Genomic DNA, 23,496 nt, shown 5'->3' on the forward strand with positions numbered 1-23,496 from the left:
TTATTTTTTTCTTTCTGTTGTGTATTTTACCAATTGCTCCAGTCCGGCTTTGTATTCGCTGTCTGGAAAGTCCTCCAATATTCGAAATGCATCTTGTTGGTATTCTAGCATCTTACTTGTCGCGTATGCTAACCCACCACTCTTACGGACAAAATCAATGACTTCAGCAACTTTTTGAGCATCCTCATTGTGGTTTTTAACTAAATTAATGATTCTTCGTTTTTCGCTTGCAGTAACTTGATGTAATGCATAAATGAGCGGTAAAGTTATTTTTTTCTCTTTGATATCATTGCCGAGCGGTTTGCCGACGTCATCTAAGCCAAAGTCAAACAAATCGTCTTTGATCTGGAATGCAATTCCAATTTTTTCACCAAATTGATGAAGTTTATCTACTGTTCCTTGATCTGCATTTGACGAGGCCGAGCCGCAAGCACAGCAAGAAGCGATTAGCGAGGCTGTTTTTTTTCGGATCACTTCAAAATAAATAGACTCTTCAATATCCAGTTTACGAGCCTTTTCGATCTGAAGCAATTCACCTTCGCTCATCTGTTCAACAGCTTCGGATACAATTTTTAGTAAGTGATAATCCTGATGTTTTACCGAAAGGAGTAAACCTCTTGACAATAGAAAATCACCCACCAAAACAGCAATTTTATTTTTCCATAGCGCATTGATCGAAAAAAATCCTCGACGTTCGTAGGAATTGTCCACCACATCGTCATGTACCAAAGAGGCAGTGTGCAACAACTCTACAAGAGCAGCACCACGGTAAGTGGATTCATTAATTCCGTTACATATGCCCGCTGAAAAGAACACAAACATAGGCCGCATTTGTTTGCCTTTACGTTTGATCAAGTATTGTGTAATGCGATCCAACAAGGGGACGGAGCTTTTCATCGAAGCTTTGAATTTTTTCTCAAAAGCTTCCAGTTCATGGACAATAGGACGTTGAATCTCTCTTAATTTTGACATGAATTAGGGTGAAATACCAAAATAGTTAAAGCTTAAAGATAGTGATTTTAGGACAACTCTTCGGCTGCTCGCTCAAGATTTTTGTACCATTCCTCACCGTACGTGCGGATTAACGGATCTTTTAAAAACTTAAAGACAGGGACCTGCAATTCTTTCCCGAATGAACAGGCATCTTTACAGATATGCCAACGGTCATAGTGAAGTACGTCAAATTCGGGATAATGTGTTGTCCGTATAGGGTATAGGTGACATGATACAGGTTTTCGCCAATGGATCTCGCCGAGTTCGTAAGCTTTTTCAATAGCACATTTTGTGATGCCATTTTCCCAGGTCACATAGGCGCACTCTTTATTTCCATCGACACAGGTAGTTGTCAGATCACCATCTACATCAATTACATATTTGCCTTGCTCCTCAATCGCTTCAATACCTTTCTCTGTCATATAAGGCTTCACTTTAGGATAGATCTCCTCCAGGATGGCCTTTTCACTTTCCAATAACGGGGCGCCCGAATCGCCTTCAATACAACAGATTCCTTTGCACTTTGATAAATTGCACACAAAGTCATTATTGATTAGATCTTCGTGTACCAATACATTTCCTACTTCAATCATTCTAATTATTTTGAGTAGCTTGCTCGTTGTCCCAATTTGTACTTTAATCCGCTTGCTTCCAGTAATTCTAACGTTACGGAGCCGATTAAAATATCTACATTGGCTTTGACCGGAATACGGTTGCCATCATTGGTTACCCACAAATAAAGCTTGCTATTTTTTTTAAATATCCGTCCCGGTTTGATTTCGGGACTGAATTTGAGGCATTCTAATGTGCCTAATTCTGTTTTTATCTTTTCTATTCCAATATATTGTATGCCTAAGGTAGCAATCTCATCATTCAGAAAATAAGTCAGCTTGAAAGATTCTCCCGGTTTAACCGTTGACAGATCCAAGTTGCGCGCAAAATAGTAGGAGGAAAGCAAGTCAAAAGTTTGATCTACTTTCGAATTAAATGTTCCTTTATTACCGACAACGGTATTTGTCGCTTGGTTAAAGCGTACCTTATCATTCCTTCTGTATCCTCCTTCGCGAATGTTTTCCGTATAATAATAGGGTAAAAATGTTTTACTGTTAATATACGAATTGTATTCATTGCGTACCGTATATATCGCAAAGGCACCTGCTGTCTTACCTGCTGCATATAAATGAAAGGAAGGGTTTCCAGTTCCATCCTTTGTGTCTTCAACAGTTAATGTTCCAGTTGCGGCGGAAATAAAGCCATAACGGAGTTTATACTTTAATTTCTCACCACCTTTAAATGCAGATTCCTTTAAATGCGGTAATTCTTGAGCAAAAGCAGTACTTACTACCACGGATAAGTAAAAGAGCAAAGTCGATATAAGTTTCATGTAGGTAAGTTTACGAAATTTGTTTGAAAAAGAAATGTTAATTTCATTCAAATAAATTTAACTTTTGACATTAAATGAGACGTTCATAGACAATGACTTATACATTTGTGCAATTGGATTACTTAGGCTGTACTCGTTTAAATACAGGTACGGTAGAACAAGGTTCACCATACATAATACTTTTTGCCACCTTGCTTAGTTTTACCGTAAACTGTACAAATATGGACTCTGGAATAAAAGTGTCACCACATCCCTTTACAACTACACGCTGATCCCGAAATTGTTCCATGTCAATCTGTTCAATAGCTGCAGCATACTGCATGCGTAACAGTTCATCCGCGTCTCCGAAGATGATTGTTGCTGCATGAGGTTCCAATTTGTTAGCCAATAACATGTAAGCCCAAGTGGGCACAATAGCATCTGCACTACAGGTAATTGCTACATGTTTACCGGCATATTGCGACCAATCGTTTGTCTTAATGAACTCGCGGAAATCCTTTTCTTTAAGAATCAAGCCATGGAAGAGATTATCCTTAATATCATATACCACATTGTCTGCTTGAGGATGGTAGTTGGCCAAGTCAACTGTGACTAACCCACTTTGCGCAACTTTGTTGACAATATTTGTTTGAATATCCATATTTACATCAAAAAAAAACCGGACGATAATTCGTCCGGCTACAAATTTACTTAAAAATCTTTTAAAAGAATTTCACTCTATTGTCAATGATTTCAGCTTTGTCTTGTAATGCGCGGAAAATAGATCCCCAAGCGCGTTGTGCTTTAGCTGCAAGCATTTGTTTCTTTTGTCCATTGATATCGGAGATAGCGGCAGGATTGGTAAAACCGTTGACCTGTACTACATATACACCTGTATTTCCTTCAATCGCTTTGGAAGGTTTATTTGGTTGAAGTCCAAAAACTGTTCCTACAACCTTGTTTTCCAATGCAACACCAGGGATAACTGGGTTCGCGAAGACAACATTTTCAACGTGAATAGCTGATTTACCTACTTTTTGAGCAACCTGATCTATAGAAGATGCACCTGCTAAAGCTTTGTCAAATTTCTCTTTCAACATCTTCGCTTTAACCATATTTCTTACTGCAGGCTCAATATCTTTTTTAACGGCATCCAGAGAAAGCGTTCCTTTAGGTTGTATGTCAACCAAACTTGCTAAGATGTAAGAAGTTTCAGTCTCAAATACTTTGTCTGAGATATCGCCTTTTTTCGCTTCGAAAGCCCATTTAATTAAATCACGTGGCGCTTCATTACCATCTAATACATTGTCCATCGCTGTTACGCGTGAAGCTGTTTTTGCTTCTAGACCAAGTTTTTTCGCTTCTTGAGCAAAGTTCTGTGCTGTGGCTGCAGATAAGAATGCTGTTGCTTTGCTATGCGCATTGTTTAATGTTTCTTTTCCACTGCTGATCACTTTATCAATGATGGCAACTTTCGCATATTTTGAGCTACCTGATTGTTTCTCAATTTTAATGACATGCACACCAAATTGAGATTTTACAACTTTGATATCACCTGTTTTTCCTTCGAATACGGCATTCTCAAACTCAGGAACCATACGACCTCTTGTGAATGTCCCTAGTTCGCCACCATTTGTTTTGCTTTCTGGATCTTTACTGAACTGAACGGCCAATGCTGCAAAATTGTCTCCTTTTTGAATCAATCCTTTGATCGAATCTGCTTTCGCCAAGGCTTTATCTACGCCACCCTCAGCTGTAGGGTCCAGTAAGATATGAGATGCTTTCACCGAGTCAGGACTTACGATCGTCGAAACAACTTTTGCGATTTCATACGCGTTGTTGTTTAAAAAAGGTCCAACTGTTGTGCCAGCAGCCACATTGAATACAACTGAATCCAAAGAAGGGCTCAACTGTCCTTTTTTCACATAAGTGAACGGGTATTTGTTGTCTGAATTGATCGAAGCAAACAAGGAGTCGTCTTTGGCAACGATTAAATCCTGTTTCAATTTGTTGATGGTTTCTTTTACGGCCAAAGAATCTTTAGCAAGAGGTTTTGCATCTACAGTTACATATTGAATTGCACGAGTTTCCTCTTGGGTTTTGAACATGTTTTTATGTTCATCATAATATTCTTGGTAATCAGCATCCGTCAATTTAGCATCTGCATCTTTGACAGAAGCATAATCTAAAAGAATGTATTTGAAGTTTGCCAATTTATTGCGCTCTTGGTATTCTTCGTTTGCTTCCAATGAAGTAACGTATACGCTATTGGAAAGCAACTCGCCGTATTTGCTGCTTAAACGTTCATCTCTAACGCCTTCAAGTAACGTATTCCATTGGTCGTAGACAGCAGGATTATTGTTCACCTGCCCTAAGAAGGTCATCAATTGACTATGGTCAAACTGTCCCGTTTGTGGGTTAGTAAAAGCCTGAACGATTTGAGGTGAAGGATTTGGTCCTTTTACTAAATCATTTAATTCTTCTTTACCGACAGTCAAACCGATTTTTTCAATCTCTTTTTTCAAGATCTCTCTTGACAAAAATTGATTCCAAACTTGTTGGACAGCGTATGTTCTCATTTGAGGAGTCACTGCACCTCCCATTTGTTGTTTGAACATTTCTTCTGTTTGTTCAACTTGTTGATTGAACGCAGGATATTCAATTTCAGTTCCGTTGACTTCCCCTACACGATTTTGATGTCTCGCCCAAAAAGGAGCTCCTCCCCGAACGACATCGCCTAGTAAAAATGCTAAAATTGCGATAGCCATAGCTGCGGTCAAGATGACACCCGCTTTGTTACGCAAAAAGCCCATTAATCCCATAGTCTGCTTATTGTGTTTATATTGTGTAAATACTTGTATTTCGTTAATTTATGCATAGCATAGCAAAATGCGGTGCAAGATACAATTTTTATAAAAAAAAATGGAATATTTTCCTGAATGTAGCAAAACAAATTTGAAAAATAATTGTATAAACTGAAGTTTTCTGTTCTCTTTTAGTTCAAATGATTCGTTTTGAATAACTTAATCGTATAAATAAACAGTCTGGGGCGATTGTATCAGATCCATAGCTGCTTTTAAACCAAACCGGAATCTGGTTTATGACCCACGATGAGCTATTTTCCTAAAGAAGGGAACAGATTGTTGTTGGTAATAATGGTGTAACCAGTGGCATTGGCTATATTGACATGTTTGAAATCTTTGTCTGATGTAAATGATGACCCCTGTAAATTACCCCGATTATCGCGAAAGAAAGCCGTTATCGGCACGTGATTATAAAAGATCCTGTTGCTGTTGCTATCAACTTGACTTTCGTCATAGATGATCTCTTCAGTTTTGATGATCGATCCGTCAGCCATAGTTACTACAACGTTTTTTGTGAAAGTGGTCGTCTTTTCTTTTTCCCTACGAATGGCGTGGTCGGAGGTGATGCGTTGAGTTTCCTTTAAATTGTCATCGTAAAAGATGATTTTTATGCTTTTGGGAAATTCATATACTTCAGTACTATCGTGTTTGATACGCATTTCAGGCGCGGTAAGATTGGCTTTTACCCGGGTCGAATCGCTGTAGATGATGTCTACATGACGTGAGATGTCGACCGCCTCTTCCTTTTTCATGTTGGCAATCCGGTCGACCTCTTTTAAATCAGGTTCGCACGAAGTCAATGAGAGCGCCCCTAGTAAAGATACGATTACTAGGGGCGATATATTTTGGATTATGGTCGAAGCAAATGTCTTGCGTACCATCGGATTAATCAAATTGTGTTCTTCTAAACCAGCGGTCATTTAAGGTAAAGCCTATATTAAAGTTAATATAACGTTCACGTAAGAGACTATTGCTGATTTTGCCCATTTGTCCAAATTCTGCCGAAAAGTTTATTTTAGAGAAAGCTCCCGAAAATTGATTTCTGGCAAATGGGAAACCAACACCAACAGTAACAGCCATATCGTTGATATTTTGGTTACTTAAGAAATATTGTGTTTTATTATATCTAAAGCCAAGTCGATAATCTACTCGGTTCAAATACTTAAGCGAGGTGACATCGGGCGTAATTTGCCCCCCAATCGCTACGCCGTAATTCTTGCGGAGCTCATTTTCTCCTTTTCTAGTCTGAAATCTCGACCAATCTGCGTATTTAAAATCAGCACCAACCAACCAGCGGTTGCTACGCGCAAGCGTGATACCAACATTATGCTTCAGTGGAAGGGTCAAATGTCTGCTACTGCGGTCAGAAATAAAGGTGCTATCCAACGGGATATTTTGGTTGTCCGGATCAGAAGAAGGTGTAGTTCTCGTATTAAATATTGTTGTTCTCTCTTTAATATCATTATTTAATGAACCAGAATAACCAAAGGTCAGTGAGTATTCCTTATTTAACGGTTGCTCGTATTGTAAACCATAATCAAAGATAATACCTTGTATTTCGCGTTTATTCTGTTGCTGGGTATTCAATGCTCCCGATGAAGGGAGAAATTCTACACGGCTATAATCATTTAAGGTTCCAAATAGATAAGACATGTTGGCACCGATACTCAGGCCTTTCACGATGCGTACCCCCCAGCCAGCATAGGCTTTTGTTAAACCACCTTCGCCGGTGAAAACTTTCGTGTAAGGATCAGCATTTACAGTTCCTGTTGAAGATGTCCGATAACCAATATCAGAGTAGGGAAGAATACCCAAACTGATTCCTCCAAAGCGTTTCATGGGGAAAGTCATGGTGATATGGCTAAAGGCAAAGTCAGCCGTGTTATCTGATCGGGTTGTCGAATTTAATTGCGTGTAATTGCCATATAAACCAGCATCAAAGGTGGTAAACTGTGTGGCAGAGTAAGATGCAGGATTGCTCGGGTTGGTGTTGTATACGCCATTGATTCTTCGGATAGCGGTATTCACGCCCCCCATACCTCTATATTGTGGCAATAAATCCTCTCGCATCTGACCAAGTCCAAATTGAGAGTAGGGTGATGCGGATGTCGTTTTTTGGGCAAATGCGGTAGTAGAACTAGCTAAAATTCCCCCTGCTAACAACAGTTGGAGTGATTTATTTTTTAGAGAGCTTGTAAAGCGTTTCTGCATGGTCAATCTATAAAATTGAGAAACTAATGTTTATTTAGTTTTAGTGAAATTTTCGAGTTATTTGACTCTGATATTAAATGTTTTTTGCTTTTAATCGCATACAAAACTATTCAATTTTTGCGAGCTTGTTAAGCCGATTTTGTTAAAAAAGGTTAAACGCTTATTGTACAGTAGCTTAGAAAAACTGAAAGTAGATTATAGTGAGGGTTATAATGGCGTATACGACCTCAAAAAACCATTTCTTTTTGGCATAAGTGAAATAGTACGCCATATAGATGGCGATAGAAGGTGCACAAAGTAAAAAATGGGCCTCTGTTAGTTTTTTATTCCAGTAGAACGAGACTACCGCCAGGCATAACATAAAGAACAACAATTGAAATGACTTGCGAATATGCACGACACTTTTAAAAAAGTTGTCTTTTAAGACCATTAAGAAGAGTATTAAAGTAAAGATGACCGGCACGAGTACCAGATAGTCAACTAATTGAATACGGATAGCCGTAGGAAATTTGTACGTAAACGGCAGCCAAATCGTATAAAACTGCTCCATTTTGCCCATCCAAAGATAGATTACCGCCAAGATAAAATACACCGTGGCCAAGCCAAGGAGTGGGGTAATCCATTCGCGCCAGTTGAACGGCCTAAAAATGAGTAAACCTATCCACAATAAGCCAAACATACTCAAGAATGGAAAGTAGACCAAGCTTCCGATGCCTACGATCATGCCAAGATCGAACATTTCCGCTTTAACATCCGTCTGCCGATAGAGGGAGAGCAACTTGCTTAACATCCATATCGAAATAAAATTACAGATCAGCGTTGGAGACAGCACCAAAAATGGTAAAAACAAGCTGGCCAGTGTCATGTACATCAAAGCGACCAAAAAGCTAGGTTTCCCTAGTAAGTTAAAATGGCTTGTGATGCGATTGAGTATTGTCGCCTGGAAGATCGTCAAGATCAGCGTGAAAAAAACATTGGTGGCAGGAGAAAGGTTGATTAAGTTGTTTTCTCCCAATAGATTGCCCAATGCAGGTTCAAAAATTACAGAGTCAAGTTTATCCGGAAGGTGCAAAAATATCCCTAAACATAGCACAAAGCCTACGAGCGATAGAAATAAAATATTAATGGGTGAATAATTCCTAAACTGATTGATAATCATGGTGTTGATAAATATGTGCTATTTATTCTTTTTTTCCAATTTGCTAATGCGGCGGTCAAGCAAAAAAAGGAAGAAAGCCAAGCCAAGAAAAATGACCAACATGACCAATACTACGACGTAGATCTTTCCTTCGCTACGCAATCCGGTCGCCATATCGACATCTTCTTGCGCAAATGTACTCAGGGTAGAAAACATGAGTAAGACGATTGACAATACTATTTTTTTCATTTCTATTTCTATATATTATTATTCGTCATGTTGTCCATTTTTATGCGCAACATGACAGGTGTTTGATGAATACAAATTTTTGATACTTATGCGCCTAATTCTTGCTTTCTCTCTAATAAACGCATCCTATAGCGCATTGTACAGATCCAGGTCGCTATCAAAATCCATCCAATAACAGAACTGTAGAACGTCGGGCGTAATTCATTACTCATCTGAAGATCAGCAAATGTTCCATTCCCCCCACTACCTGGATGTAGGGAATCTGTCAGTTTAGGTAAGATATAGATGAGTACAATGATAATCGGAAAGGCAAAAATATTATATACTGCAGAAATCTTCGCTCTTTTTTGTTCTTCTTCCAAGGCATTTCGGAGAACAAGGTAAGCGAGATACATCAATGTTGCGATCGCAGAGCCATTCAGTTTCGGGTCATTTGGCCACGGTTCACCCCAGGTGATATTTGCCCATAGCATACCCGTCGCAAGTCCCAAGAAGCAGAACGTAATACCCGTGTTTACAGCCTCTATAGCCATTAAATCGTATGCTTGTTTTCCAGTATTAAGGTATTTAATGCTGTATACTACAGAAACGAAATACATCGAAATCATAGCAAACCACATCGGAACATGAAAATAGACATTACGGATGCTTTCGTGTAGGATAAATAGACGGGGAACAGGGCCTAAAAGACCATTGATAATAACACCACAGATAATCAATACTGCTAATACTTTCCACCATTTTTTTCTCATGGTTATATTGAATTTAGTTTGTCGTCAATGCTCATATTTAATCTCGCCAAAGGTACGGAAATAACAACAAAGAAATAGTGATCGTGATTACATTAATTGCAAGTAATACGATTATTTCTTTACTGCTTGAAGCTCTTTCCAAACCTTCTATTGCATTGCGTGATAGCTTTATTAATACGATTAATAGCGGGATAATTGCCGGGAAACTAAGTATTGCCATTAGCGTACTGTTATTTCCTGCTTTAGCGCTAATTCCAGAAATCATGGTAAATACAGTTGAAAAGCTAATGCTGCCGAGCATGACCGATAAGAAGTAGAGTATCGGGTCACCGATGGGATTTTTAAATATGGTTGAATATACAAAATAAGCGATGGTGGCTAATAGCGTCATCACGATGGTATTGTAGATGATTTTTGCTAAAATGATCGCTCGAGGATCAACAAGTGAATAATAGTAGAGTTGCCGATTGGGGTTTTCTTGGACGAAGCTTTTGTTGATTGCATTGATCGAAGCGAAGAGCATAATGATCCAAAATAATGCGTTCCAAGTAGTCGTATCAACTGATTTAAATGCTTGATAGCAGACGAAAACAGTTGATACGACATATAGTAGAATTCCGTTAATAGCATATTTCGAACGCCATTCCAGAATGATGTCTTTAAGAATTAAAGTTTTTACTTGTTGCATCAACGTCATAGGCAGCAAAGATACAAATGTATTTTAACCGCGAGAGTGATCAACAACATCAATTCCTAAAAAAGACGTTATTTTTACTTATACGTTAGAAATTTTGGACTTCGCAGCGTCAGTTGTATCATCGATTTTGCCTGCCAAGTTTTGAGCTGCGCTGTTGGCGTGTTCCAAAGCTTCTCTGCCTGCTTCTTTCGCTTTGTTTTTCAGTGCATCTGCATCTTCTGTAGCTTTGCTAAAGGCAGCCTGAGCTTTCGATTTTAAATTATCTAATTCGGACGAAGCTTTATTAGCTAGTTTTTGCGCTTTTTTAGCTTCTTTCTTAGAAAGATCTTTCAATGATTTAGTTAAGCTCTTGATGCCATCATTTGCACGATCTAATTGTTTTTTTCCATCGTCAGTTCCTAAAAGATACCATGCAGCAGCTCCCGCAGCTAATCCTACCAAAGCAAATGCCACTAATCCATTTTTGCTATTTTTCATAATTCTTCTATTTTGTTATATATTCAAATGATAATCAAGTATGATACCAAATGAACAATCACAAGGTGATTTTGTTTAAAAAGAATCAATAATTAACAAAATTTTACATATCAATCTTTTGCTGTTTCGATTGGAGGTTGTAGAGGTGTTGATAGAGGCCGCTTTCTTTTTGGAGCAGTTCAAAGTGAGTGCCGCTTTCCGATACGATGCCGTTTTCGATAACGATAATTTTATCAGCATCGATAATGGTAGATAATCTATGAGCAATGATAATCGAAGTACGTCCGCGCATTAATTCTTCCAATGCCTCTTGTACCTGGCGCTCGGACTCAGAATCTAATGATGAAGTCGCCTCGTCTAAGATAAGAATGGCCGGATCTTTTAACAGCGCGCGGGCAATGGCAATACGCTGGCGCTGCCCGCCAGAGAGTTTTACGCCACGTTCGCCAACGAGCGTGTTATAGCCTTCAGGGAAATTTAAGATAAATTGATGTGCATTGGCACGTTTAGCAGCGGCTATAATTTCATCTTCTGAGGCATCGAGCTTGCCATACGCAATATTTTCGCGTATAGTACCTCCAAACAGCAATACATCCTGCGGTACAATAGCGACTTGATTACGGATATCGCATAATTCAAAATCGGATGCTGGTCTGTCGTCGTAGCAGACTTCACCTGTATTAACCGTGTAGAATTGTAAGATCAATGAAGCGATTGTTGATTTTCCTGTTCCACTGGGGCCGACTATGGCAATCTTATCCCCTGCATTGGCCGTAAAATTGATGTCTTTTAGAATTTCAATATCGGGACGACTTGGGTAGGCAAAGGAAACATGATTGAAGCTTAGTTTGCCGGTCATTACTTCGTGAACTTCTTTACAAGTCGGTTTCACATTGAGGTTTTCTTGAGGCTCATCCAGAATTTCCAAAATGCGTTCACTTGCCCCTAAGGAGCGTTGGATATTGGCATAGAGTTCAGGAAAACTGCCCATGGATCCTGCAACAAACATCGAATATAAAATGTAGGTCGTCAGATCGCCGACAGTCATTTCGTGGATAGCAACTAGTGCCGCTCCATACCATATAACGGCGATTACTGCACCAAAAATACAGAAGATAATAAATGAAGCAAACGCACCACGAAAGGTTGCACCTTTAACCGCAAGTTTGACAACAGAATCCATCTGTCTGCTATAACGGTTAAACTCGAAGTATTCATTGACAAAAGCCTTCACATTGCTGATCCCTAATAAAGTCTCCTGAACGATACTATTTGATTCAGCCATTTTGTCTTGGGCCTGTCTTGATAGTTCGCGGATAAACTTTCCAAAGATGATAGCCGCCACCACAATGATCGGTAAAATACAAAGGTTCATAAGAGCAAGTTTGGGAGATACCCAAACCAATAGAAAAACACCAAAACAAAGACTGATCAACTGCCTTAGAATTTCAGCTAGTGTGGTGGTCAGGGTATCCTGGATCTGCGAAAGATCTGCAGACAGACGGCTGTTTAATTCCCCAACACGACGGTTGGCAAAAAATTCGATCGGTAATGAAATCAGTTTTAGATAAGTATCCTTGCGAAGGGCAGCCAATGTACGTTCTGCAATTTCAACAAAAATACGGATGCGAAAAAAAGAAACGACTGACAGAAAAGATAATATAATAAATGCAATGCCACCAATGTAATATACTTCTGGAGGAAGCCAGAGATATTTTTGCTTACCTTGAGCAGCATCGATCATAGCCCCAAGCAGCGCCGGGAACGCTAACATGGCTAAACTGGATAATACCAAGAAAAACATCCCTATTCCAAATTTAAACCGATAAGGTTTTAAATAGGTCATTAGTTTTGCAGCTCTCAACAGGAGCTCCTTATTCAATTTTGGTTTTGGTAGATCCTCTTCTTGTTTATTACCGCTGTTGAATCCTCTTGCCATATCCGCTACTTCAAATTTTGTTGCGAGGACAAATGTAACGAGATTAAAAACAATTTGCTATCATACTATAGTCAATTTTTAGCATCAAGGTGACTTTTTAATACCTTAAGGGCTGTTTGACTTGTTGGCTATTATGTTGAGACTGGTATTCGCCTATTTTATCCTATATTTTGTTGTTTTGCAGCGGCGTGTTTTGCTTTGGCCGTGTAGAGTAGATAGCCTAAAACCCCGATCACAACTAAAGCAATATAAAGGAGAATATTGCTTAGGCCTCCGTTACCCGATGTTTTGTCAACTTGGCTACGCAATTTTTCGTTTTCTTTCTGAAGCTTGCTTATGGTACCGATATAAGCAGAAACCTGTTTATCATAATCTGTTGCCAGCTGCTGAAATTTATCTTTCTCAAAATCTTTGATTTTAAGAAGTTTTTGTGTTTCGAGAAAGATGTTATTATCGGTAATCACAATATCTTTAAGGATGTCGATACTCTTTTGCATATCTCCTTTTGATTTAAATAGACCAAAAAGACCCGTTTTTTGGGTAAGACTGGTGTCATAAGCGCCAAATTTTTGTTGCCGGGCATTGAGTAGCTCATTGACATGGTTCCGCTGTACTTCGTAAGCGCTGGAATCTGGATTGGTTTGAGCGTTGACTTGTTTAAGGAAGCCGGATAGAATGGTGAACAGAAAAAGTAATTTTAGCAATCTCATGTATGTTTAACAATTTGTATAATCAAATATCTAATTTAAAACTAACGTTTGCCGTAAGATTTTGTTTTATTATTGTGTTGTCATCAGATAGTAGCTCACTTCGCCCTTCGTTCGCCATCTATTCGCCCTTTGTTCGGAAATTGTCTACCTCCTGTCCACCTCTCGTCCACCTTGCGCCCACTGATTGTCCACCNNGGTGGACAATCAGTGGGCGCAGAGTGGAGCGGCCCCGAATAAGAAGCGAAGCAGGTGCGAACAATTAGCGAAGCAATTGCCAGTAAATGATGACTGTGGGTTGAAGTTTGATAATTGTTTTACAGTACGGAATCTTTGAATTCTATGCGAATTACGTTGGAGTCATCGTCATGAAGTCCAAGGAGCTGGCTTGCATTGCCTTTATTGATGGCGATTTCAAGATAGTTGGAAATGCCAAATAAGCAAAGTTTTTCTCCTTCACCTACTTCGTTGTAGTGCCAGGAAAGGTTGGTGATGGTCTCATTGCGTTTGAAGTAAAGTACAAAATGCCGACCTTTCTGTACCTTATTGAATAAATCTTTGGAGATGTTGGTGATGGCATTGCCAAAGGCATCCACATAAATGACATTGCCTCGGATCATATCTTTGTCAAAGATGGGCTGCAAAGTCACTTTTTCAATCAGCTGTTGCATTGGCGTTCCGACATCTTTCAGTTTTCCGCCTTTGGCGATGTGACAGGCAGATTTAGATAGAATGTCTGCTAGTGGAAAATGTAGATACCGCAAATCCTGCATTAAGTTGAGTTCGTAGAGTTCTTGTGGTTCATTGCCATTCAACAATAGGCTGAAGATGCCGTTGTCGGCTCCAACGAAATAGTGATCATTATATTTCATGCCGATATACCTGGATTCTTCATGAAATAAGGTGTTGATCCCGATGATGTGGACAGTTCCTTTGGGGAAATAATGATAAGCATTGCCCAATACAAATGCGGCTCGAGGGATATTAAATGCTGGGATCTCATGAGTAATATCAACAATATTGGCATCAGATAACTGCGTTAAAAGACTCCCTTTTAGCGCTGCTTGATAAAAATCTTTATGTCCTAAGTCTGTTGTTAATGTAATTACTGCCATTATAATCTAAATCCTAGATTGAATTGCTGTCGAATTCCCGTAAAATATACCCCGTAATTTATTTAAATAGAGAACAAAATTACTATTTATCAGGTGATTTGTAAAGCTAATTGGAGAACTTATTTTGATTATCTTTTTTTTCGGTTGATATACACCTACATAGCGGATATTTCACGTATATTGAAATGTTTGCAACATAGACATTGCCCTCCAAATACGCATTCTTATTCTCGTTGTTTGTACGCGCTATATTCTTGGTGGTTTCGTTAGAATACGTTAATTTTGAATAGTGTTATACAGGAATGATATTGTGTAATGGCTACAATCTAATTAATTCTAAATAGATAAAATTTGAACGAATTACTAATTGCATTAGATGGTCTGAATTTACCCGTATTGTGGGGAGCAGACAATGAGCACTTCGATTATTTGAAGAAGCAATTCCCAAAACTGCGGATTGTAGCTCGCGGAAGTGAAATGAAGGTGCTAGGAGATGCGAAGGAATTGGACCTGTTTGAACACTCTTTTCAGGAAGTCGTGGCTCATTTGGAGAAATTTAACAACATTACCTTGTTGGATTTTGAAAATCTGCTGGGTGCAAGCGCAGGTTCTGCCGCTCAACAGGAAAAAGAACTCGCTTCCAAAAATGCTGCTTTTGGTTCCGAACCAATCGTATACGGCCCTAATGGCCTGATTGTACGTGCACGCACCGCCAACCAGCGGAAGATGGTGGATAGTATTTCCAAAAATGACATCTTATTTGCTATCGGACCTGCAGGAACGGGAAAAACCTATACTGCAGTTGCTTTGGCTGTTAGGGCACTCCGAAATAAAGAAATCAAAAGGATCATCTTGACGCGGCCAGCCGTTGAGGCCGGAGAGAATTTGGGATTTCTACCGGGCGATCTAAAGGAAAAAGTAGATCCTTATTTGAGGCCCCTTTATGATGCCTTGGATGACATGATTCCTGCCGAAAAGCTCAAAGGTTATTTAGAAAACCGCACCATCGAGGTTGCGCCATTAGCGTTTATGCGGGGACGTACGCTCGACAATTGTTTTGTCATTTTGGATGAAGCTCAGAATGCAACAGATATGCAGTTGAAGATGTTTTTAACGCGGATGGGACCTACGGCTAAATTTATTGTTACTGGTGATATGACACAAGTGGATTTGCCGAAGAAAAATCAGTCTGGATTGTCAACAGCGATTCGCTTATTAGACAATATCGAAGGGATAGATATTGTTCACCTCAGCGGCGGAGATGTGGTACGGCATAAATTGGTGCGTCGCATATTAGAAGCATATGGCGATATTTAATAGGCCAATGCGGAAAGTAAGGTATTGTTCCCTCTAGAAACAAATGAGTACAGCGGCTCATAAAATAAATGCTGTATGATCCTGCCTGGCATGAAGGTGCCATTTGCGGATTATAATAATTATTTACAGGTGTATTTTACTTTGAACATGAATGCTATAAAAGAAACAAATTTCAATTTTGAAAACCAGACTGCTTTTTACAGAGGAAAGGTACGTGATGTGTATACAATTGCCAATACGTATTTGGCGATGGTAGCTTCCGACCGTATTTCAGCATTCGATGTGGTGCTTCCACGTCCTATTCCGTATAAAGGGCAAGTTCTGAATCAAATTGCAGCCAAATTTTTAAAGGCTACTGCTGATATTATTCCAAACTGGGTGGTATCTGTTCCGGATCCAAGTGTGACAATCGGCCAAATGTGTGAACCGTTTAAAGTGGAAATGGTTATCCGTGGTTATTTATCAGGCCATGCCTGGCGTGAATATGCGGCAGGTAAACGTGAAGTTTGTGGTGAATCATTGCCAGAAGGGTTAAAGGAAAACGACAAGTTGCCGGAACCTATTATTACGCCGACAACTAAGGCAGCGGTCGGCCACGATGAGGACATCTCACGTGCTGATATTTTGAATAAGGGTATCGTAAGTGAAGAAGATTATGTTCAGCTAGAAAAATATACGAAAGCTTTATTCCAAAGAGGAACCGAAATTGCCGCACAACGGGGGTTAATATTGGTGGATACAAAATATGAGTTTGGTAAAAAAGATGGTCAAATCGTGTTGATTGACGAAATTCATACACCCGATTCTTCGCGTTATTTTTATGCCGAAGGTTATCAAGAACGCCAAGATCAAAATGAGCCACAAAAGCAATTATCGAAGGAGTTTGTTCGGAAATGGTTAATCGAAAACGGTTTTCAAGGAAAAGACGGTCAGGCTGTTCCGGAAATGACGGATGAAATTGTAGCTTCGATTTCTGAGCGTTATATTGAACTATACGAACATATTGTTGGAGAAAAGTTTGTTTACCCAGATCAAGAAAATGTACTTGAACGAGTAGAAAGAAATGTGTCAAACGCCTTAAAAACGCTAAATTATTAGTACATTGTATCCTCAAATAAAGGAGATCACCTCATGAAGTATACCATTGATAAACACGATCGCTATATTGTCATAGAACCACATGTCGATGTGATAGATGCGGATAATGCAGCTAAACTCAAAGGAGAGTTCTTGTTGCGGAATACGATTGGACAACGAAATATTGTGCTGGATATGATTCATGTTAAGAAAACAGACGAAGTTGGCATCCGGTTAGGGGTACTAGCACATCGGTTGTGTCAATCGGTTGGTGGCATATTTATTCTTGTGAATCTTTGTCCTACATTAATGGATATGGTTCGTGTATCACATTTAGATAAATCGCTAAAGATTGCACCATCATTAAAGGTTGCTGAAGATTTAATCTTTGCGCATGAACTGGAATCTGAATATCGGGGGACAATTGAGGATTAATATGAAGTTTGAAGTTCTGATATTAGGAAATAGCTCGGCAACGCCCATGTTTGATCGTCATCCGACTAGCCAGGTGTTGAACTTTAATGAGCAATTGTTTTTGATCGATTGCGGAGAAGGCACACAGATGCAGCTCAGTAGGTATGGTATCAAGAGCAATCGTATCGGACATATATTTATTAGCCATTTACATGGAGATCATTATTTGGGCTTGGTGGGTTTGCTATCATCCATGCATCTTGTCGGCAGAAAAAGTGATCTCCATCTGTATGGTCCTGCCGCGTTAAAAGAAATTTTAGATTTACAATTTCTACATTCTGAGACAATTTTACGCTACAATCTTGTTTTTCATCCAATTTCACCCGAGGCGCCGGGTGTTATTTTTGAAAATAGGACACTAAAGGTGAGTACATTCCCGCTGAAACATCGAATTGCCTGTACGGGATTTCGCTTTGATGAGGGGCCGCGGGCAAGAACTTTGCTCGCCGATGTGGTACAAGCCTTGAATATTCCTACAGTATATTATCCTATGATAAAAAAGGGTATGGATTATGTCGACGAAAGCGGTAAAGTATATGCTGCAGATGATCTAAGTCTTCCTGCACCACTGTCGCGAAGCTATGTCTATTGTTCGGACACGGTACGTACAGCAGACTATCTCCCTTTTGTTCAGAAAGCAAATCTCATGTATCATGAGTCTACATTCTTACATGATATGGTGGATCGTGCTAAAGAGACATTTCATACAACAGCCTTTGAAGCTGGCGAGATAGCGAAAGAAACTCATGCCAAAAAATTACTTTTGGGGCATTACTCAGCACGATATAGAGATTTAAATCCACTATTGGAAGAAGCGAGGTCGGTATTCCCCAATACAGAGCTTTCGATAGAGGGGAAATGGTTTTCAGTATAAATAAGCGCTCCAATGAATAATTGCTTATTATATTGCATATGATGAACAATTTATCTAAGTTTACGGCTCTAATTTTTTTATAATGGATAATCCATTCAACTTAAACAACCTATTACGGGAAAATATTAAGAAGCTCGTACCTTATTCATCCGCAAGAGATGAATTTAAAGGGGAGGCATCTATATTGATCGATGCCAATGAAAATCCTTTTGGATCCCCACTAAGCCATGATTACAACCGATACCCAGACCCTCTCCAACATCAAGTTAAAACAAAGCTTTCTAAAATAAAAGGCGTACCCGCAGAAAATATCTTTTTGGGAAATGGAAGCGATGAAGCAATTGATATTTTATATCGTGCTTTTTGTACGCCAGGTGTGGATAATGTGATTTTAGTTCCACCAACCTATGGTATGTATGAAGTTTCAGCCAACATCAATGATGTAGCCTGCAGGAAAGTCAACCTCACGGCAGATTATCAATTGGATTTGGAGGGTATCGCCAATGCGATAGATGAACATACCAAGTTAATTTTTATCTGTTCACCAAACAATCCGACAGGAAATTCAATCCGTCGCCAGGATATCGAAACAATTTTAACTAATTTTCAGGGGTTGGTGATTGTGGACGAAGCTTATATCAATTTTTCCGCTGTAAAATCATTTACACAGGAACTGGCAGAATACCCCAATTTAGTCGTGTTGCAGACATTGTCCAAAGCCTGGGGCTTAGCAGCCTTACGCTTGGGTATGGCTTTTGCGAGTAAAGAGGTAATCGCTGTTTTTAATAAAATAAAACCTCCATATAACATTAACCAGGCCACGCAAGATATCGTTTTACAAGCATTGGATCAAGTAGATCAAGTGAACGACTGGATCAAAGAAACCGTAGCGGAGCGTGAAAAACTCGTGCGCGCATTGCTTGAACTGGACTTTGTGCAGCATATCACACCTTCCGATGCTAACTTTATTTTGGTCAAAATGGATCAACCTCGGGACGTTTACAATTACTTGGTTCAATATGGAATCATCGTGAGGGATCGATCTAAAGTCGAATTATGTGAGGGATGTTTGCGGATCACTGTCGGCACACCGGCTGAAAATCAAACATTGTTAGAAAAACTTAATCAAATCAATAAATAATACTATGCCTGATAACTTAAAACGTGTACTGTTTATAGACCGAGACGGAACATTAATTTTGGAACCAGAAGATGAACAAATCGATTCTTTTGCCAAATTAAAATTCTATCCCGGTGCCTTGCAGTATCTGCCACGTATCGCAAAGGAACTGGATTTCGAATTGATCTTGGTTTCCAACCAAGATGGTTTAGGAACTTCTTCCCATCCGGAAGAGAATTTCTGGCCAGTCCATCATTTTGTGCTGGATACGTTTGCAGGGGAAGGGGTGGTATTTGCCAAAGAGCATATCGATAAAACTTTTCCACATGAAAATGCGGACACGCGTAAACCGGGGATCGGCATGCTGGGGGAGTATTTTGATGCATCAAGATATGATTTGAGCCAATCTTTTGTTATTGGTGATCGTGTAAACGATGTTAAACTAGCTCAAAATCTTGGGGCTAAGGCGATCTGGCTCCGTGCCAATGATCAATTAGGTGCATTGGAAAACTTAGCGATCGATTCAACTGTTATAGCTTTAGAAACAACAGATTGGAAGAGCGTATATGAATTTCTTAAATTGGGCACGCGTACCGCCGAACATCATCGTAAGACCAATGAAACAGATATTTTCATTCATTTGAATTTGGATGGTTCAGGAAAGTCTGACATGGATACAGGATTGCCATTTTTTGACCATATGTTGGATCAATTGGCTCGGCATGGGGCATTAGACTTGACGATAAAAGCAAAAGGGGATCTTCATATTGACGAACATCATACCATAGAAGATACAGGTATCGCTTTGGGTGAGGTATTTTTGAAAGCCCTTGGTGATAAGCGAGGTATTGAACGTTATTCGTATACGTTGCCGATGGATGATTGTCTGGCTCAGGTTGCATTGGATTTTGGTGGTCGCAACTGGATTGTATGGGATGCAGCTTTTAAACGGGAAAAAATTGGAGATATGCCTACAGAGATGTTTTTTCATTTCTTTAAATCTTTTTCGGACGCTTCGCGATCTAATTTAAATATAAAAGCGGAAGGCGAAAATGAGCATCATAAGATCGAAGCAATCTTTAAAGCTTTTGCTAAATCCATCAAGAAAGCAGTGAGACGCGATGCTGATCACATGCAGTTGCCAAGTACGAAGGGAGTATTGTAAAATGATAGGAATTATTAATTATGGTGCAGGGAATATTTTTTCCTTAACAGCGGCGTTAGATCGGGTAGGACTCTCCTATGGGATGATCAATACGGCGGAGGAGATCGATCAGTACGATCGGATTATCATCCCAGGAGTCGGGCATGCGGGGGCAGCGATGGATAAATTGCAGGAGTCGGGACTCGTACCAGCTATCAAAGCGCTGCGTAAGCCGGTGTTGGGTATTTGTGTAGGAATGCAATTGCTAACTGACTTTTCAGAAGAGGGAAATGCAGAAATGTTAAAGTTAATTCCTTTGAAAACTCTTCATTTTGATAGCAAAATGGCTGGCAAAGTCCCACATATGGGGTGGAATAGCGTTGCTGTACAAGCAAATAATCCTTTATTTGCACACATTCAAAATCAGACTTATTTTTATTTTGTCCACTCGTATTTCATTGAATTCGATGACAGGTATACCGCTGCAAAATGTGTCTATGGGCAACCTTTTTCAGCGGCAATTTCCAAAGACAATTTCTTTGGTGTACAATTTCACCCAGAGAAATCCGGGAAAGCAGGTGAGCAATTATTGCTCAATTTTTCAACTATTTAAATTGACTAAAAACATTCAACTATGTATATCATTCCAGCAATAGACGTTTTGGACAAAAAGGTTGTCCGTCTGAGAGAAGGCAACTATGACGACGTCACAACGTATGCAATCAGCTTAGAAGAGCAGATCGAAAACTATCATGCAAATGGTACCGAGTTGGTTCATATCATTGATTTAAACGGGGCAAAAGGAGACTTCAGCAATCAGGCCTACCTATTTGATATCATCCAAAAAACGGAAATGAAAATTCAATATGGAGGTGGTGTTAGAAGTATAGAAAAGGTAAAGGAACTGGTCGATGCTGGTGTTTACCGTGTTATTGTAGGAACACAGGCGATTACAAATCCTTCTTTTCTGGAGGAACTGGCTACCTTGAACGAAGGGAAAGTGAAGTACGCGGATCACATTGTAATAGCAATCGACGTATTGGATGAAGTCATTAAATATTCTGGCTGGTTGGAAAGCTCGCCAATTAAATTGATCGAGTATATCGATAAATGTTTGGTATTGGGATTCTTTAGATTCCTATGTACGGATATCAGTAAAGATGGCAAATTGGGCGGTGCTGGTGTTGAGTTATATCAAAAACTATTGAACCATTCGCCGATTATCAAATTGATCGCGTCCGGCGGTATCAGTTCAATGAACGATATCCAAAAATTGCAGGAATTGGGTGGAGTAGAATCTGTGGTCGTTGGAAAGGCAATCTATGAAAATAGAATCTCGATCGATGAAATAAAAGATTGGAATTTAAAATCGTTAATCAGATTTTAGCATGCTTGCAAAACGTATAATTCCTTGTTTAGATGTTAAAGATGGACGAACTGTAAAAGGCGTCAATTTCGTAGACTTGCGTGATGCGGGTGATCCTGTTGAGCTAGCGTATGCGTATTCCCAACAAGGAGCTGATGAACTTGTTTTTTTAGATATCACAGCCACCCATGAAAGACGTAAAACAACGATTGAATTGGTAAAGGCCGTAGCCCGTCAAGTGAATATTCCATTTACAATCGGTGGGGGGATCAATGAAATCAAGGATGCAGAAATTTTATTGAATGCGGGTGCTGATAAGGTTTCCATCAATTCAGCCGCGGTACGTAATCCGGCTTTGATTAATGAAATGGCAGCTGCTTTTGGTGCTCAATTTGTCGTAGTAGCAGTAGATACGCGATCTATTGAAGGACAAAATTTTGTGTACTTGAGCGGTGGACGGATAAAGACTGAGTTGAATACATCGGAATGGATCGTTGAGGCACAGGAGCGAGGAGCAGGAGAGATTTTGCTTACATCGATGGACCATGATGGTACAAAAAATGGCTTTGATAATGGCTTCTTAAAAACCATAAATGATCAGATCCATATTCCGCTTATAGCTTCTGGCGGTGCCGGTAATCAACAGCATTTCGTGGATGTTTTTCAACAAGCTAACGTAGATGCTGCTTTGGCGGCTTCTGTCTTCCATTATGGCGAAATATTGATTCCAGATCTTAAAGCCACGTTGCAGCAAAATGGAATTATCGTACGATAAAATCTAGGATGAAAGGTCAATCATCCAGTAGCAGCAAATTATAAATTTGCTGAATAATATCTTAAAATACAACATGGAGCCATGTCTCTTTGAAAAATAATTAAAAATTGAAATACTAAAATCATGTTAGATTTTACAAAAAGTGACGGTCTCATTCCAGTGATTGTGCAGGACTTCCAAACGTTGGAAGTCTTGATGTTGGGCTATATGAATGAGGAAGCTTGGCAGAAGACTCAAGCAGAGAAACGTGTCACGTTTTTCTCCCGAAGCAAAAATCGCCTTTGGACAAAAGGCGAAGAGAGTGGTAACTTTTTGAATGTAAAAAGCATTCATATTGATTGCGATAAAGATACCGTTTTGATTAAAGCAGACCCGATTGGTCCGACTTGTCACACAGGGAGCAGAAGTTGTTTCAGTACAGACTTTAATCAAAATTTTCTGTTGGAGTTAGAGCGTATTGTTAACAATCGATATGCGCATCCGTCAGACGAATCTTATGTTAACCGCCTGCGTTCTCGTGGCATCAATAAGATTGCGCAAAAGGTGGGCGAGGAAGCCGTCGAAACGGTAATTGCAGCTTTGACCGAAACTGATACTGATTTTATCAATGAGACGTCAGACTTATTGTTTCATTTAATCGTATTGTTGCGGGAGAAAGGATTTTCTTTAGAAACAATTGCGAAAAATCTGGAAAGCAGACATCAATAGGTGTTTGGGCAATGGGATTGCCGTTGAACAAAATTAAAAGTGGTCAGCAGGCTTTAAGCTAAGATGACAAAAGAATCTCAGAAGTGCAGTATATTTGTGGATATACTGCACTTCTTGTTTCTACCGGCGAACAATT

25 protein-coding genes are annotated in these 23,496 nt (G+C 39.5%); 10 read left to right on the forward strand and 15 right to left on the reverse strand.

The genetic code is table 11. The features are described from left to right. From B3E00_RS17145 to B3E00_RS17215, 15 genes are all read right to left on the reverse strand, one after another. Complete coding sequence (locus B3E00_RS17145) at window positions 1–972, reverse strand: polyprenyl synthetase family protein (RefSeq protein ID WP_293879493.1); 972 nt, start codon at window positions 970–972, stop codon at window positions 1–3. Between the two features lie 47 nt (window positions 973–1,019). Then, the gene (locus B3E00_RS17150) at window positions 1,020–1,586 is read right to left on the reverse strand and encodes a DUF3109 family protein (RefSeq protein WP_209578726.1); all 567 of its coding nucleotides are present in this window, start codon (window positions 1,584–1,586) and stop codon (window positions 1,020–1,022) included. A 5-nt stretch (window positions 1,587–1,591) separates the two neighbouring features. After that, complete coding sequence (locus B3E00_RS17155) at window positions 1,592–2,377, reverse strand: DUF3108 domain-containing protein (RefSeq protein ID WP_209578725.1); 786 nt, start codon at window positions 2,375–2,377, stop codon at window positions 1,592–1,594. Between the two features lie 118 nt (window positions 2,378–2,495). Then, window positions 2,496–3,017 carry a DUF2480 family protein gene (locus B3E00_RS17160; RefSeq protein WP_293879495.1) on the reverse strand — a complete coding sequence of 174 codons (522 nt, stop codon included), beginning with the start codon at window positions 3,015–3,017 and terminating at the stop codon, window positions 2,496–2,498. A 61-nt stretch (window positions 3,018–3,078) separates the two neighbouring features. Then, entirely contained in the window at window positions 3,079–5,178 is a 2,100-nt protein-coding gene (locus tag B3E00_RS17165; RefSeq protein WP_293879496.1) for a peptidylprolyl isomerase, read from the reverse strand. A 293-nt stretch (window positions 5,179–5,471) separates the two neighbouring features. Then, window positions 5,472–6,140 (reverse strand): LPS export ABC transporter periplasmic protein LptC, encoded by a 669-nt coding sequence (gene lptC / locus B3E00_RS17170; RefSeq protein WP_293879497.1) that lies wholly within the window; start codon window positions 6,138–6,140, stop codon window positions 5,472–5,474. Further along, entirely contained in the window at window positions 6,106–7,431 is a 1,326-nt protein-coding gene (locus B3E00_RS17175) for a hypothetical protein (RefSeq protein WP_293879498.1), read from the reverse strand. The genes lptC and B3E00_RS17175 overlap by 35 nt, the downstream gene beginning before the upstream one ends. A 175-nt stretch (window positions 7,432–7,606) precedes the next feature. Then, window positions 7,607–8,590 (reverse strand): DUF6427 family protein, encoded by a 984-nt coding sequence (locus tag B3E00_RS17180; protein WP_293879499.1) that lies wholly within the window; start codon window positions 8,588–8,590, stop codon window positions 7,607–7,609. Window positions 8,591–8,608: 18 nt separating this feature from the next. Beyond that, window positions 8,609–8,818 carry a CcmD family protein gene (locus B3E00_RS17185; protein ID WP_293879500.1) on the reverse strand — a complete coding sequence of 70 codons (210 nt, stop codon included), beginning with the start codon at window positions 8,816–8,818 and terminating at the stop codon, window positions 8,609–8,611. Window positions 8,819–8,904: 86 nt separating this feature from the next. Continuing rightward, window positions 8,905–9,570: a cytochrome c biogenesis protein CcsA gene (ccsA, locus tag B3E00_RS17190; protein ID WP_209578719.1), complete on the reverse strand. Its 666-nt coding sequence runs from the start codon at window positions 9,568–9,570 to the stop codon at window positions 8,905–8,907. 37 nt (window positions 9,571–9,607) lie between these two features. Next, the gene (locus B3E00_RS17195; protein ID WP_293879501.1) at window positions 9,608–10,267 is read right to left on the reverse strand and encodes a heme exporter protein CcmB; all 660 of its coding nucleotides are present in this window, start codon (window positions 10,265–10,267) and stop codon (window positions 9,608–9,610) included. A gap of 78 nt (window positions 10,268–10,345) precedes the next feature. Then, window positions 10,346–10,744 carry a hypothetical protein gene (locus tag B3E00_RS17200; protein ID WP_293879502.1) on the reverse strand — a complete coding sequence of 133 codons (399 nt, stop codon included), beginning with the start codon at window positions 10,742–10,744 and terminating at the stop codon, window positions 10,346–10,348. Between the two features lie 103 nt (window positions 10,745–10,847). Beyond that, a complete protein-coding gene (locus B3E00_RS17205; protein WP_293879503.1) occupies window positions 10,848–12,683 on the reverse strand; it encodes an ABC transporter ATP-binding protein in 1,836 nt (611 codons plus the stop codon). A gap of 158 nt (window positions 12,684–12,841) precedes the next feature. Next, window positions 12,842–13,393 carry a hypothetical protein gene (locus tag B3E00_RS17210; RefSeq protein WP_293939455.1) on the reverse strand — a complete coding sequence of 184 codons (552 nt, stop codon included), beginning with the start codon at window positions 13,391–13,393 and terminating at the stop codon, window positions 12,842–12,844. Between the two features lie 314 nt (window positions 13,394–13,707). Next, window positions 13,708–14,505 (reverse strand): SAM hydrolase/SAM-dependent halogenase family protein, encoded by a 798-nt coding sequence (locus B3E00_RS17215; protein WP_209578714.1) that lies wholly within the window; start codon window positions 14,503–14,505, stop codon window positions 13,708–13,710. A gap of 351 nt (window positions 14,506–14,856) precedes the next feature. Here B3E00_RS17215 and B3E00_RS17220 point away from each other — a divergent pair, with 351 nt between their 5' ends. From B3E00_RS17220 to hisIE, 10 genes are all read left to right on the forward strand, one after another. Then, window positions 14,857–15,822 (forward strand): PhoH family protein, encoded by a 966-nt coding sequence (locus B3E00_RS17220; protein WP_293879505.1) that lies wholly within the window; start codon window positions 14,857–14,859, stop codon window positions 15,820–15,822. Window positions 15,823–15,969: 147 nt separating this feature from the next. Then, window positions 15,970–16,920 carry a phosphoribosylaminoimidazolesuccinocarboxamide synthase gene (locus B3E00_RS17225; RefSeq protein ID WP_293879658.1) on the forward strand — a complete coding sequence of 317 codons (951 nt, stop codon included), beginning with the start codon at window positions 15,970–15,972 and terminating at the stop codon, window positions 16,918–16,920. Between the two features lie 33 nt (window positions 16,921–16,953). After that, window positions 16,954–17,334: an STAS domain-containing protein gene (locus tag B3E00_RS17230; protein ID WP_209578711.1), complete on the forward strand. Its 381-nt coding sequence runs from the start codon at window positions 16,954–16,956 to the stop codon at window positions 17,332–17,334. A 1-nt stretch (window position 17,335) separates the two neighbouring features. After that, on the forward strand, window positions 17,336–18,247 hold the full coding sequence (locus B3E00_RS17235; protein ID WP_293939628.1) for a ribonuclease Z: 912 nt from the start codon (window positions 17,336–17,338) through the stop codon (window positions 18,245–18,247). 82 nt (window positions 18,248–18,329) lie between these two features. Beyond that, the gene (gene hisC, locus B3E00_RS17240) at window positions 18,330–19,388 is read left to right on the forward strand and encodes a histidinol-phosphate transaminase (protein ID WP_293886569.1); all 1,059 of its coding nucleotides are present in this window, start codon (window positions 18,330–18,332) and stop codon (window positions 19,386–19,388) included. Between the two features lie 4 nt (window positions 19,389–19,392). Further along, entirely contained in the window at window positions 19,393–20,532 is a 1,140-nt protein-coding gene (gene hisB, locus B3E00_RS17245; protein ID WP_293939456.1) for a bifunctional histidinol-phosphatase/imidazoleglycerol-phosphate dehydratase HisB, read from the forward strand. 1 nt (window position 20,533) lies between these two features. After that, entirely contained in the window at window positions 20,534–21,124 is a 591-nt protein-coding gene (hisH, locus tag B3E00_RS17250) for an imidazole glycerol phosphate synthase subunit HisH (protein WP_293939458.1), read from the forward strand. Window positions 21,125–21,145: 21 nt separating this feature from the next. Then, the gene (locus B3E00_RS17255) at window positions 21,146–21,898 is read left to right on the forward strand and encodes a HisA/HisF-related TIM barrel protein (RefSeq protein ID WP_209578707.1); all 753 of its coding nucleotides are present in this window, start codon (window positions 21,146–21,148) and stop codon (window positions 21,896–21,898) included. Between the two features lies 1 nt (window position 21,899). Next, entirely contained in the window at window positions 21,900–22,652 is a 753-nt protein-coding gene (gene hisF / locus B3E00_RS17260) for an imidazole glycerol phosphate synthase subunit HisF (protein ID WP_209578706.1), read from the forward strand. A gap of 123 nt (window positions 22,653–22,775) precedes the next feature. Continuing rightward, on the forward strand, window positions 22,776–23,360 hold the full coding sequence (gene hisIE / locus B3E00_RS17265) for a bifunctional phosphoribosyl-AMP cyclohydrolase/phosphoribosyl-ATP diphosphatase HisIE (protein ID WP_293939460.1): 585 nt from the start codon (window positions 22,776–22,778) through the stop codon (window positions 23,358–23,360). Window positions 23,361–23,496: the final 136 nt, after the last annotated feature.

The sequence above is a fragment of the Sphingobacterium sp. UBA5996 genome (assembly GCF_002429765.1).
Classification (GTDB): Bacteria; Bacteroidota; Bacteroidia; order Sphingobacteriales; family Sphingobacteriaceae; genus Sphingobacterium.